This is a genomic window from Luteimonas dalianensis (assembly GCF_049339425.1).
Classification (GTDB): domain Bacteria; phylum Pseudomonadota; class Gammaproteobacteria; order Xanthomonadales; family Xanthomonadaceae; genus Luteimonas; species Luteimonas dalianensis.
The window spans coordinates 223,081-236,021 of sequence record NZ_JBMPPO010000007.1; the positions used below are offsets into that span (position 1 = coordinate 223,081).

12 protein-coding genes are annotated in these 12,941 nt (G+C 65.6%); 3 read left to right on the forward strand and 9 right to left on the reverse strand.

Going from position 1 to position 12,941, the window contains the following annotated elements; all coding sequences use genetic code 11:
* Nucleotides 1-123: 123 nt before the first annotated feature.
* Nucleotides 124-573 (reverse strand): DciA family protein, encoded by a 450-nt coding sequence (locus ACOZ90_RS11960; protein WP_422893877.1) that lies wholly within the window; start codon nt 571-573, stop codon nt 124-126.
* A gap of 130 nt (nt 574-703) precedes the next feature.
* On the opposite strand from ACOZ90_RS11960, the gene ACOZ90_RS11965 reads away from it, so the two are divergent.
* From ACOZ90_RS11965 to ACOZ90_RS11975, 3 genes are all read left to right on the forward strand, one after another.
* Nucleotides 704-1,492, forward strand: coding sequence for a M23 family metallopeptidase (locus ACOZ90_RS11965; RefSeq protein ID WP_422893903.1), 789 nt, complete (start codon nt 704-706; stop codon nt 1,490-1,492).
* A gap of 163 nt (nt 1,493-1,655) precedes the next feature.
* Nucleotides 1,656-4,415 (forward strand): preprotein translocase subunit SecA, encoded by a 2,760-nt coding sequence (gene secA / locus ACOZ90_RS11970; RefSeq protein WP_422893878.1) that lies wholly within the window; start codon nt 1,656-1,658, stop codon nt 4,413-4,415.
* Between the two features lie 57 nt (nt 4,416-4,472).
* The gene (locus ACOZ90_RS11975) at nt 4,473-5,525 is read left to right on the forward strand and encodes a Nudix family hydrolase (RefSeq protein WP_422893879.1); all 1,053 of its coding nucleotides are present in this window, start codon (nt 4,473-4,475) and stop codon (nt 5,523-5,525) included.
* 17 nt (nt 5,526-5,542) lie between these two features.
* On the opposite strand, the gene coaE is transcribed toward ACOZ90_RS11975, so the two are convergent.
* The 8 genes from coaE to ACOZ90_RS12015 form a co-directional block, all read right to left on the reverse strand.
* Nucleotides 5,543-6,154 carry a dephospho-CoA kinase gene (gene coaE / locus ACOZ90_RS11980; protein ID WP_422893880.1) on the reverse strand — a complete coding sequence of 204 codons (612 nt, stop codon included), beginning with the start codon at nt 6,152-6,154 and terminating at the stop codon, nt 5,543-5,545.
* Nucleotides 6,151-6,573 carry a type II toxin-antitoxin system VapC family toxin gene (locus ACOZ90_RS11985; protein WP_422893881.1) on the reverse strand — a complete coding sequence of 141 codons (423 nt, stop codon included), beginning with the start codon at nt 6,571-6,573 and terminating at the stop codon, nt 6,151-6,153. Before ACOZ90_RS11985 ends, coaE begins: the two co-directional genes overlap by 4 nt.
* A complete protein-coding gene (locus tag ACOZ90_RS11990; protein WP_422893882.1) occupies nt 6,570-6,839 on the reverse strand; it encodes a hypothetical protein in 270 nt (89 codons plus the stop codon). The genes ACOZ90_RS11985 and ACOZ90_RS11990 overlap by 4 nt, the downstream gene beginning before the upstream one ends.
* Nucleotides 6,840-6,962: 123 nt before the next feature.
* Nucleotides 6,963-7,205 carry a HigA family addiction module antitoxin gene (locus ACOZ90_RS11995; protein ID WP_422893883.1) on the reverse strand — a complete coding sequence of 81 codons (243 nt, stop codon included), beginning with the start codon at nt 7,203-7,205 and terminating at the stop codon, nt 6,963-6,965.
* A 29-nt stretch (nt 7,206-7,234) separates the two neighbouring features.
* The gene (locus tag ACOZ90_RS12000) at nt 7,235-8,098 is read right to left on the reverse strand and encodes a prepilin peptidase (protein WP_422893884.1); all 864 of its coding nucleotides are present in this window, start codon (nt 8,096-8,098) and stop codon (nt 7,235-7,237) included.
* Nucleotides 8,099-8,124: 26 nt separating this feature from the next.
* Entirely contained in the window at nt 8,125-9,405 is a 1,281-nt protein-coding gene (locus tag ACOZ90_RS12005; RefSeq protein ID WP_422893885.1) for a type II secretion system F family protein, read from the reverse strand.
* Nucleotides 9,406-9,602: 197 nt separating this feature from the next.
* Nucleotides 9,603-11,312: a type IV-A pilus assembly ATPase PilB gene (pilB, locus tag ACOZ90_RS12010; RefSeq protein ID WP_422893886.1), complete on the reverse strand. Its 1,710-nt coding sequence runs from the start codon at nt 11,310-11,312 to the stop codon at nt 9,603-9,605.
* A gap of 65 nt (nt 11,313-11,377) precedes the next feature.
* Nucleotides 11,378-12,940: a glycosyltransferase gene (locus tag ACOZ90_RS12015; RefSeq protein ID WP_422893887.1), complete on the reverse strand. Its 1,563-nt coding sequence runs from the start codon at nt 12,938-12,940 to the stop codon at nt 11,378-11,380.
* Nucleotide 12,941 lies beyond the last annotated feature (1 nt).

Here is a 12,941-nt window from a genome sequence, read left to right on the forward strand (position 1 = left end):
GTCATAACGGAAAATTAACGAAATTTTCCGGTGTTGTTAGCGCCGCGTTAACTTGCGCCCCCCCCACGGCCGTTAGCATGGCCCGTCGCTCATTCCCCGTGATGGTGAAGTGAGCGGTGCATTTCAGGAGGTGTCCTTGCCGGTGGTGTCACCGGAAAGCGTCGCCACGGCATCGCGCAGGGCCTGCCCGGCGCGCGCCGACAACGGACGTGCGGCCGTGCGGGGCTGGGGAGCCCGGGTCACCGGCCGGGTCGTCTTGACGACGAATTCGGTGACATCCAGCCCGATGGAGCGGGCGGCGTCGAGGATTTCCGGACCGGCCAGCCGCAATCGGGCGTGCCAGACGGGGGAATCGACGAGATAGACGAGCCTGGTGCCATTGACGTTGCCCAGCCGCGCATGCGCGGCCAGCGTTGGAGGCAGCAGGGAGTGCAACCTGCGGTCCAGGGTGTCGAGCCACATGGCCCGGCGGACGGGATCGCCGGCACCGTCGGCCAGCAGCGCATCAAGCGCCGGCCGGGCAGTGCGGGCGGGCCCCGCGGAACTGGATCGGGAACGAGACATCGTGAGCATGACTTTACACAGCATTGGGGATCAGGCGCGCAAGCGCATCCAATACGCACTGTCGCGCGGACTGGAACGGGGGGGCGCGCTGGTCAAGCGCAAGCCGTTCGCCGCCGCCGCGGTGATCGCGGTGGCCGGCATGCTTGCCGGCGCCGGCCTGGGCTCGGCGGAGATCTCCCGCCTGCAGGCCCAGCTCGCCAGCCAGGAGTCGGCGGTTGAAGACACCCGCCGGGCCGCCCAGCGCGAGGTCAACGCCCTGGCTGCCCGCGTGGCCGAGCTGCAGGCCCAGGCCAACCGCCTCAACGCGCTGGGCGAGCGCCTGACCCAGGTCGGCGACCTGGGCGACGGCGAGTTCGACTTCAACGAGGCGGTCGCGCTGGGCGGCGTCGGCCCGGTGCAGGACATGCCGGTGAGCGGCCTGATCCAGGACATGGACGCGGTGGAAGGCCAGCTGGCGGCCTCCGGCGGCCAGCTCTCCGTGCTCGAGGCGCTGCTGTTCGACCGCCAGATGGAGCGCTCGGCCGTGCCCTCGCGCTCGCCGGTGGCCAGCAGCTACGTCACCTCCGGCTTCGGCACCCGCGCCGATCCCTTCAGCGGCGGCCGCTCCTACCATCGCGGCATCGACTTCCGCGCCCGCCATGGCGACCCGGTGATGGCGGTGGCCGACGGCGTGATCAGCTACGCCGGCTGGCGCTCGGGCTACGGCAACGTGGTGGAAGTGGACCACGGCAACGGCTACGTCACCCGCTACGCCCACAACACCCGCAACACCGTGCGCGTGGGCGACCTGGTGCGTTCGGGCCAGGAAGTGGCCAAGGCCGGCTCCACCGGCCGCTCCACCGGTACCCACGTGCATTTTGAAGTGTGGGAAAACGGCCGCGTGCTCAATCCGCGCCAGTTCCTCGCCGACGCCGCCAGCCGCAGCTGAGCGGCTGATCGCCAGCAAGGGCCCGCGGTCTGCTTGAAACGCGCCGGGCCCATCCCCACGGTACAATCCTGAGTTGCCGTGAAAAGGGCGCCCGGCGCCCTTTTTCGTTTCCAGGCCCGGGGCCACGCGCGCCCGGCCTTCCCAATCGGATCCCGGACCCCACATGCTCAATCGCCTGCTCACCAGCGTCTTCGGCAGCCGCAACGAACGCCTGCTCAAACAGTTCGAGAAGCTCGTCGACAAGGTCAACGGCCTCGAGGAGCAGATGAAGGCGCTGTCCGACGCCGAACTGCAGGCCAAGACCCCCGAATTCCAGAAGCGCATCGCCGACGGCGAGTCGCTCGACAAGATCCTCCCCGAGGCCTTCGCCGTGTGCCGCGAGGCCAGCGTGCGGGTGCTGGGCATGCGCCACTACGACGTGCAGCTGATCGGCGGCATGGTCCTGCACATGGGCAAGATCGCCGAGATGCGCACCGGCGAGGGCAAGACCCTGGTCGCCACCCTGCCCACCTACCTCAACGCCCTGGAAGGCAAGGGCGTGCACGTGGTCACCGTCAATGACTACCTGGCCCGCCGCGACTCGGCCTGGATGGGCCGGCTGTACAACTGGCTGGGCCTGAGCGTGGGCGTGGTGTACCCGGGCATGGACCACGCCACCAAGTCCGAGGCCTACAACGCCGACATCACCTACGGCACCAACAACGAGATCGGCTTCGACTACCTGCGTGACAACATGGCGCTGTCGAAGGCCGACCGCCACCAGCGCGGGCTGAACTACGCGATCATCGACGAGGTCGACTCGATCCTGATCGACGAAGCCCGCACCCCGCTGATCATCTCCGGCCCGGCCGAGGAATCGCCCGACCTGTACATCAAGGTCAACCGCATCATCCCCTCGCTGACCCGTCAGGAAGAGGAAGAAGGCGAGGGCGATTACTGGGTCGACGAGAAGCAGAAGCAGATCCACCTGTCCGAGGCCGGCCAGGAGAACGCTGAGCGCCTGCTGCGCGAGGCCGGCATCCTGGACGAGGACGAAGGCCTCTACGACCCGCAGAACATCCACGTCGTCCACCACCTCAACGCCGCCGTGCGCGCGCACGCCATCTACCAGCGCGACGTGGACTACATCGTGCGCGACGGCGAGGTGATCATCGTCGACGAGTTCACCGGCCGTACCCTCAAGGGCCGGCGCTGGTCGGACGGCCTGCACCAGGCGGTGGAAGCGAAGGAGGGCGTGCCGGTCCAGCGCGACAACCAGACCCTGGCCAGCGTCACCTTCCAGAACCTGTTCCGCATGTACAACAAGCTCTCGGGCATGACCGGCACCGCCGACACCGAGGCGTCCGAGTTCCAGAGCATCTACGGGCTGGAAGTGGTGGTCATCCCCACCCACCGGCCGATGGTCCGCGTGGACAACCCGGACGCGGTGTTCCTCAACCGCGCCGGCAAGTTCCGCGCCGTCGTCCGCGACATCCAGGAGTGCAACGCCCGCAACCAGCCGGTGCTGGTGGGCACCACCTCCATCGAGGTCTCCGAGCTGCTCTCGGCCGAGCTGAAGAAGGCCGGCATCGCCCATGAGGTGCTCAACGCCAAGCAGCACGAGCGCGAGGCCCAGATCGTGGCCAACGCCGGCCGCCCGGGCGCGGTCACCATCGCCACCAACATGGCCGGCCGCGGCACCGACATCGTGCTCGGCGGCGCGCTTGAAGTGGAGCTGGCCGAACTGGGCGAGGACGCCAGCGAGGAGCAGAAGGCGAAGATCCGCGCCGACTGGGAAGAGCGCCACCGCCTGGTCAAGGAGGCCGGCGGCCTGCACATCGTGGGCACCGAGCGGCACGAGTCGCGCCGTATCGACAACCAGCTGCGCGGCCGCTCCGGCCGCCAGGGCGACCCGGGCTCGTCGCGCTTCTACCTGTCGCTGGAAGACAACCTCATGCGCATCTTCGCCGCCGACTGGGTGCAGAAGGTGATGGCGCGCATGGGCCTGAAGGAAGACGACATCATCGAAAGCCCGCTGGTGACCAAGCAGATCGCCAACGCCCAGCGCAAGGTCGAGGCCCACAACTTCGACATCCGCAAGAACCTGCTCGACTTCGACGACGTCAACAACGACCAGCGCAAGGTCATCTACGGCCAGCGCGACGAGCTGCTCGACGCCGACAGCGTCCAGGACAACATCCAGGCCATCCGCGCCGACGCCGTCGACGCCCTGGTCAACCGCCACGTGCCGCCCGAGTCGATCGACGACCAGTGGGATCTGCCGGGCCTGGAGTCTGCGCTGACCGAGGAGTTCGGCCTGCAGGTGGATCTGCGCGGCATGGTCGAGCGCGAGAAGGAGCTGGACGCCGAGGGCATCAGCGAGCACGTGCACCAGCAGGTGGACAAGCTGTTCGCCGACAAGGAAGCCGCGGTGGGCAGCGAGACCATGCGCATGCTGGAAAAGCACATCATGCTCAACGTGGTCGACCAGAACTGGAAGGAGCACCTGGCGCGCATGGACTACCTGCGCCAGGGCATCCACCTGCGCGGCTATGCCCAGAAGCAGCCCAAGCAGGAGTACAAGCGCGAGGCTTTTGAGCTGTTCTCCGACATGCTCGACAAGGTCAAGCTGGAAGTGGTGACCCTGCTGGCGCGCGTGCGCGTCCGCAGCGAGGAGGAGATCGCCGCGATGGAGGCCGAGGAGAAGCGGCAGATCGAGGCGCGCCTGCGCCAGGCCGAGTTCCAGCACGCCGAGGCCGGCGGCTACGGCGCCGACGAGGAAGCCGCCACCCCCGACTACCAGCACGGCGAGCGCCCGCAGCCGGGTGCGGGCATGCCGCGTCCGCAGACCGTCGTGCGCGACGGTGCCAAGGTCGGCCGCAACGACCCGTGCCCCTGCGGCAGCGGCAAGAAGTACAAGCACTGCCACGGCCAGCTGACCTGAGCCGAGGCGCACGGATCCCGAAATGCCCGCTCCTACACCACGTGGCGGGGCAGCTTCATGAGCACGCCGGTCGTCGAAGTCGCCGCCGCCGCCATCACCGACCCGCGTGGGCGGGTGCTGCTGGCGCGGCGTACCGTTGGCCGCGATCTGGCCGGCCTGTGGGAGTTCCCCGGCGGCAAGCGCGAGCGCGGTGAAACCTCCGAGCAGGCGCTCATACGCGAACTGCGCGAAGAGCTCGGCATCGAAGTGCGCCCCGGCGCCCCGCTGATCGCCGTCCCCCAGGCCTATCCGACCAAGCGCCTGCGCCTGGACGTACGCCACGTGAGCGCCTGGAAGGGCGTGCCCAAGGGCCAGGAAGGCCAGGCTCTGGCCTGGGTTCCGCTGCACAGGCTCGCCAGCTACGCCATGCCCCCGGCCGACATCCCGGTCGTCGCCGCGCTCACCCAGCCCGACCGCTACCTCGTCACCCCCGCGCCGGACGGTATCGGCAGCGCAACCCCGAACAACGATGCGGAATGGCTCGCCGGCCTCGAGCGCGCGCTGGCCAGCGGCGTCCGCCGCCTTCATCTGCGCCTGCCGACGTCAACGCCGGATGCCGGCGCCGGGGACAGCGGGGCCGGGGACAGCAGGGCCGGGCGGGCCGGCCTTTCCCCCGAGCGCCGCGAATCCCTCATCCGCCAGGCCGTCGCCCTGGCCCACGCCGCCGGTGCCGAGGCCTTCATCGGCGGCGACATCGGACTGGCCCGCGCCACCGGTGCCGGCGTGCACCTGCGCGCCGCCCAGCTGGCCGGCCTGCACGAACGCCCGCTGCCCCGATCCCGGCCCGTCGCCGCCTCCTGCCACGACGAGGCCGAACTCCACCACGCCCAGCGCCTTGGCTGCGACTTCGCCGTCCTCGGCCCGGTTCAGCCCACCCCCACGCACCCCGAAGCCCCAGGCCTGGGCTGGACGCGCTTCGCCGCCCTGCGCGAAACCGTCTCCCTGCCCATCTACGCCATCGGCGGCCTCACTCCCGCCGACATCCCCGTCGCCCGCCGCCACGGCGCCCAGGGCATCGCCGCCATCCGCGCCCTCTGGCCCCCCGCGCCTGACCCCGCCACCCCCCTGTAGGAGCGCATGGCGCGCTCCTACAGGAGCGAGGCCAGGGTGCGGTAGCGGCGGTGCAGGGCGGCGACGTGTTCGTCCAGCGCCTCAAGCGGGCCGTCGTTGATGATGATGTCGTCGGCGATCGCCAGCCGTTGCTGGCGGGTGGCCTGCACCGCGATCATGCGCTCGGCCAGCGCCACGTCGATCCCGTCGCGGGCCAGCAGGCGCTGCAGCTGCACTTCGCGCGGCACGTCCACCACCAGGATCCGGTGCAGCCACGGATACGCCTCGCGCCCGGCTTCGGCCAGCAGCGGAATCGCTGCCACCGCATACGGCCCGGATGCCGCCTCGCACGCCTCGCGCAACGCTGCGCGCACCAGCGGATGCACGATCGCCTCCAGCTTCAGCCGCTGCGCATCATCGTTGAACACCCGCCGCCGCATCGCCGCCCGATCCAGCGCCCCGTCCGGCCCCAGCACGTCCGCCCCGAACGCCGCCACCACCTCCGCCAGCCCCGCGCTGCCCACCGCCACCGCCTCGCGCGCGGCCACGTCGGCATCGGCCACCGTCACCCCCAGCGCCTGGAACCGCGCCGCCACCGCGCTCTTGCCCGATGCCACCCCGCCGGTCAGGCCGATGATGTAGTTGCTCATGGTGTGTTTTTACCCACTATCTGCACATCAACGCCATGCACCCGCCGGAACGACGCGTCGCCGGTCAGGAACACATGCCTGCGCCGCAGCTGCAGGCAGCTTGCCGCCTGCAGGGCATCGGGCGTGCGCAGGCCATGGCGCACGCGGATGGCCGTGGCCAGTTCCACGACGTTGCGATCCAGCTCCACCCACACCAGGTCCGGCCGGGCGAAGAATGTGTCATACAGCTGCAGGGCCTCGGCGTCGTCAGCCTTCAGTGGCCCCGCGCGGCATTCCAGCCATGTGAGGCGGCTGAGCGCCACCTCCATCCCGGGATGCTCCTGTTCCAGCGCAGCCAGCGCGGAACGCACGTGATCGCCGAACGGTGGCTTGCCCTCCAGCAGATAGATCAGCGCGCTTGAGTCGAAAAAGGCGATCACCAGTCGCGCTCTTCAGCCAGCGACCGGTCGACTTCCTGCTTCCCGCGCCGGCCGGTGCCCGGCTGGGCCAGCAGCCATTGCAGGGCGGTCATTCCCGGCCGGGCCGGAGGGGTGCCGCCGGTCAGCTGCAGATACTCCTCTTCCGACAGCACTACTGCGGCCAGTCTGTTGCGCTTGATGATCCGCACCGGCCCGCGGCGCAGACCCTCCTCGATCGCAGCCATGCCGCGGCGCTTGATCTCGGCGGCGGTAAGCGTGTTGTCCATGCCGGGCTCCCGTACTTGATTGAATAAAATAGTACTCGTTTCAGTACCCTGAAGCCATCGGCCGGGGCCCCGGCGTCGCCGCGGCCAACCCGGCGTACCGCATGAATTCGGTACGCAAGAAAATCACGCGGCGCGTGGCCGGACGGTGCGTTCGATTTCGGGCAGGCTGGGCAAGGTCTTCAGATCGTATGCGTTCTGCAGTGCCAGCCAGGAGGCGGTGTCGGCGGTGATCTCGCGCCTTCCATTCACGATCTCGTGGATCCTCGTCGCCGGCATGCCCAGAGAGATCGCCAGCGCGTTGGCGCTCAGCTCCAGCGGAGCCATGAACTCCTCACGCAGGATCTCGCCGGGATGGATAGGGCACATGGCGCGCTCCTACAAGGGGCGGCCTGCTGTCAGGCCAGGCCGGCGTAGCGCATGTACGCCCCGATCAATTCGTCGCCCCACATGAACACGATCCACCCCGCAATCGCCAGGTACGGGCCGAACGGAATCGGCGTGGCCCGGTCGCGGCCCTTGGCGGCCAGCCAGATCGAGCCGATGATCGCCCCGGACAGCGCCGACAGCAGGATGATCGGCAATATCCCCGCCAGGCCGCACCACGCGCCCAGCGCCGCCAGCAGCTTGAAATCGCCGTGGCCCATGCCTTCCTTGCCGGTGAGCTGCTTGAACAGCCACCACACCGACCACAGGCTCACGTAGCCCACCATCGCCCCCAGCAGCGCGGGCTTGGCGGGCATGTACAGGCTGTCTGAAGCGGCTATCAGCCCCAGCCACATCAAGGGCAGGGTGAGCTGGTCGGGCAGCAGCTGGGTGCGCAGGTCGATGCCCGACAGCGCAATCAGGAACCCGGTGAACACCACCGCCCCGAACCCCTGCCAGCCAAACCCGAAGTTCCACACGCAGGCCACGAACAGCAGCGCCGTGATCACCTCCACCAGCGGGTACTGCGCCGAAATCGGCGCCTTGCACTTGCGGCACTTGCCACGCAGCGCCAGCCAGCTCAGCACCGGGATGTTCTCGTACCAGCTCAGCTGGTGCCCGCAATGCGGGCAGTGCGAGCGCTCCACCACGATCCCCGGCGGCGGCGGCTCGTACAGCTCGGTCTGCTCCAGCACCTCGCGCGCATCGCGCTTCCACTCCCACTCCAGCCGCCTGGGCAGGCGCAGGATCACCACGTTGAGGAAGCTGCCCACCAGCAGCCCCAGCCCGGCCACGAGCGGGTAGCCGAGCGCGGGGTTTGTGTCGAGGTACGCCATTGCCGGTCAGGGGCTCCGCTGCATCATCAGACTACCGCGGCCAGCTTGAAGATGGGCAGGTACATGCCGATCACCATGCCGCCCACCACGATGCCGATGAAGATCATGATCAGCGGCTCGATCAGGCTGCTCAGCGCGTCCACCGCGTTGTTCACCTCTTCCTCGTAGAAGTCGGCCACCTTGAACAGCATGGTGTCCAGGGCGCCGGCTTCCTCGCCGATGGCGGTCATCTGCACCACCATGTGCGGGAACAGGTTCACCTGCTTCATCGCCATGTTCATCTGGTAGCCGACGGACACGTCGTCGCGGATGCGGTAGGTGGCCTTTTCGTACACCGTATTGCCGGTGGCACCGGCCACGGACTCCAGGGCCTCCACCAGCGGCACGCCGGCCTTGAAGGTGGTGGCCAAGGTGCGCGAGAAGCGGGCGATGGCGGCGTTGTGCATGATCTGGCCGATCACCGGGATCTTCAGGATCATGCGATCCATGAAGTGCTGCATGGCCTCCGATCGCTTGTAGGCAAAGATGAAGCCGAAGATCGCAGCAAGCGTAACGCCCAGAATCAGCCACCAATAACTGACCATGAAATCACTTGCAGCCACGATCATCTGTGTGAATGCAGGAAGGTCCGCGCCAAAGCCTTGGAATACGGCTTCGAACTGTGGCACCACGAAGATCAGCAGGATCGCGCTGACTAGGATCGCCACCACGATCACCGTGGCCGGGTAGAACAGCGCCTTCTTGATCTTGCCCTTCAGCGTCTCAAGGTTTTCCTTGTAGGTGGCGATGCTGTCGAGCACCGTCTCCAGCACGCCGGCAGCTTCGCCCACCTTCACCAGGTTGCGGGTGAGCTCATCGAACTGCACCGGATACTTGCCCAGCGCCTCGTGAAAGGAGTTACCGCTTTCGATGTCCAAGCGGATGGCGTTCACCATCGTGGCCATCTTCGGATTCTTGTGCCCGTTGCCGATGATCTCCAGCGCCTGCACGATGGGCACGCCGGACTTGATCATGGTGGCGATCTGGCGGCTGAAGACCGCGATTTCCTTGGGGGTGATCGTCTTGCCGGTACCGCCAAACAGCGGCTTGGGCTTGGTCTTGACCACCGTGGGCTTGATGCCCTGTCTACGCAGTTCGGCCCGGAGCAGGTTGGCGCTCTTCGCCTGCTCCTCGCCCTTCATCTTCTGTCCGCGCTTGTCGGTGCCCTCCCAGACGAACGTATCCAAGGTCACGCCCTGGCGAACGGGCCGGTCGGCTTTGCCCTTGGCTCGGGCGGCGGTCTTGGCGGCGGTACGGGTCACGGCCATTACTGAACTCCCCTGGGTCCGGCCTCCCCAGCCGGCTCACTTCCGCATGGTAGCCGGTTGCCGGCCCTTGTGTAATTAATCCGTGTGACGGCGTGCGTACTTCGGTCACCCGTCGGCCGCGTAGGGCCGACCTACGGGTGCCGCAGCTCGCCGTAGGTCGGGGCTACGCCCCCGACACCCGCCGCGCCTGACCCGGCTCAATCCGTAGTCACCCGGTCAATCTCCGCCAGGCTCGTCACCCCGTTCTTCACCTTCAACAACGCCGACTGCCGCAGGTCCCGGACGCCCGCCCGCTGCGCCGCTTCGCTGATCTGCAGCGCCCCGCCGCCCTCCAGCACGATCTGCTGGATCTCCTCGCTCATCGGCATCACCTGGTAAATGCCCGTGCGGCCCTTGTAGCCGTTGGTGCACTCGTCGCAGCCCACGGCGTCGTAGATCTTCAGCCCGGCGTGGATCTCGTCGCTGGTGAAGCCCTCGGCCAGCAGCGCCGCCTCCGGCAGCTCCAGCGGTTTCTTGCAGCGCTCGCACAGCCGCCGGGCCAGCCGCTGCGCGATCACCAGAGTCACCGAGCTGGTGATGTTGTACGGTGCCACGCCCATGTTCATCAGGCGGGCGATGGTCTGCGGGGCATCATTGGTGTGCAGGGTGCTGAGCACCATGTGGCCCGTCTGCGCCGCCTTGATCGCGATCTCCGCGGTCTCCAGGTCGCGGATCTCGCCCACCATCACCACGTCCGGGTCCTGGCGCAGGAAGCTGCGCAGCGCGGCGGCGAAGGTCATGCCGCGCTTCACGTTCATCTGCACCTGGTTGATGCCCGGCACCCGGATTTCCACCGGGTCCTCCACGGTGGAGATGTTGCGGATCTCGTCGTTGAGGATGTTCAGCGCCGTGTAGAGGCTTACCGTCTTGCCCGAGCCGGTGGGCCCGGTGGCCAGCACCATGCCGTAGGGCTTCTGGATGGCCTCCAGAAACAGCGCTTTCTGGTCGTCCTCATACCCCAACTTGTCGATGCCCATCTTGGCGGCGCTGCCGTCCAGGATGCGCAGCACCACCTTCTCGCCGAAAAGCGTGGGCAAGGTGCTGACGCGGAAGTCGATCTGCTTGGTCTTGCTGAGGTTGAGCTTGATCCGGCCGTCCTGCGGCACCCGCTTCTCGGCGATGTCAAGCTGGGCCATCACCTTCAGCCGAGCGGTGATGCGCTGGTTCAGCTTCACGGGCATCTTCGCCGCCTGCTTCAGGATGCCGTCGATGCGCAGCCGCACCCGGTAATCGGTTTCGTAGGGCTCGAAGTGGATGTCCGAGGCACCCTTTTTGATCGCATCCACCAGCACTTTGTTGACGAACTTGACGATGGGAGTGTCATCGCCTTTAACGTCGCTGCCAGAGTCTCTGACCTCGTCTCCGCCTACTTCGAGGCTTTCTAGACCTTCGGCATCCTCCAGCGCGTCGCTGAAACTGTCCGTGGAGTCCAGCCAGACTTCCAGCGTGCGCTTTAAGGTGTCTTCGTCAACCAAGATTGGTTCCACCGTGAGATTGGCGTGGAACTTCACCTCGTCCAAGGCGCGGGTGTTGGTGGGTTCGCTGGTGCCTAAGAACAACTTGCCGGCGCGCCTGAAGAGCGGAAGCACCACGTGCTTACGTAGCAGTTCTTCGTTGACTAGCTTGATGGCACCTTGGTCGGCGTCCATGGTGGCGGGGTCGAACAGTGGCATGCCGAACTCAATTGAGTTGGCCGCTGCTAACTGTGCAGCCGTTACCAGCTTCTTCTCACGAAGCCAGACCGAAATCGCTCTGCGTTCTCTCGTGGCATTGTCTAGAGCTTCGCGTGCGGTTGCCTCGTCTAACGAGCCATCCATGACCAGACGACGGGCGATGCCGGTAATGCCGACGAGGTTTGGAGTGGACATTGAAGATTTTCCGTTTGCGTCTGGACAATGTACTGCATTCAGACTAGGGCAGGTCAGAATACAGCCTAAAGGTGCTTAGTTGGGCGGTGGGGGTGCCGTTGCTGAGCAAGTCGACGATAGGAGGCTAGATACTGGCCGGCGCATGCGTCCCAAGACCACTGCGCAGCGAGTTTTATCGCTGCTGGACGAGCTTGCTCGAGAACGTCGGGTTCTGCGACGAGCGAGCGAATCTTCTCGCGCAACCGGATTTCGAGATCGCCTCTACTCGTGTCTAGGTAGAACACGCAAGCAGGATTACGGTCAGGGAAAGCGGCGGCAACTTCATGCCCGACTAATACTGGCGTGCCACAAGCAAGAGACTCTTGGACTACAAGTGGAAAGCCCTCCCCAACGCTTGGTAGGACGAGGAGGTCAGCCTGCTGGTAGAGTGGAACAACGTCCAAGGGTGAGGCATGACCAAGTACCGTCACGTTGGGCGGAAGCTGATTCCATTCGGATGGCGAAAGCGGTCCTCGTCCGACGAATGTCCAGTGAGTCCCAGGTAAATTGACGCATCCGCGGAGCAGGTGTACACCCTTCTTCTCTACGAAACGGCCGACGAAGAGCAAGCGGATTTCAGTATTATTACGGGCAGGTCTTGGTGCAGGTTGGTAGGTGATGTGATCTACCCCGTTGGGTACGAACAGTGGAGGCGCACGATAGCGAATTGCTGTTGCGAAAAAGTCCATAACTGTTCGCGATATATATACAACTTGTTCGGCTGACCCGAGCATCCATTTGCCTAGTGTTGCATTAAGGATGGAGATAAGAGTGGCCGAAGTTTTCGAACTGAAGGGGATGTGCCCGATGTGTTGTGTGATGAGCACTGGCCTGCCTTGCAGCTTGGCGAACGCCATTGCGATTATGCAAGGTAAGTAAAGGTAGTCGTGCAAATGAACGACGCTTGCGCGAGACACGTTTTTCCATAAGGTGGCGAATGATCTTAAACCCCAGATTGGGTAGGGCAGCCCCGTGCGGCGTTCAATGAAGTTCCAGTGGGGTTGTGGAAGAACCTTGAGGTTGTGGCAGGCTTGAGGAGCTGCCTCGTCCCGAGTTTTGCCCGCCATCCAGCATACGGCAATGCCAGAGCGGCTCAGCTGCCCAGCAAGTCGGCCCGCAACCATTTCGACACCCCCGCCGTGTGAAGGAAAGAACGCGCTGACCTGCAGCACGGTGTCTCTGCTAGTCGCCGTTGGCAACTTTTGTGTTCTGCAGAAGGAGAAGGAGGCGTGGCCTGCGAAGTTTGCCATTGTCAGAGCTAGGGTTACAAAGATGCTTGCAACCAAATAATGCCAGTTTAGCGTGTCAACTAGTGCATACATAAGCAATAAATTGACCGCTAGACTCGCCCCCATGACAGAGTAGTAACGCAGGGTTTCGCCCAAGTGTATGCGGCGCCCGAGTCCGAAGGAAAAAGACCTGTTTAAGACGTACCCGAGAAAGTTTATCGTGAAAAACGAGATGGCGGCTGCCCAGAGGTACGGGGTGCCGTTGCTGACAAGGACATAAAGCACGCCAAGGTTTAGGGTCGCCGAGAGCGTGCCTACGACTAGAAATCGATGAAACCGCGAATCATAGAAAATTTTCATT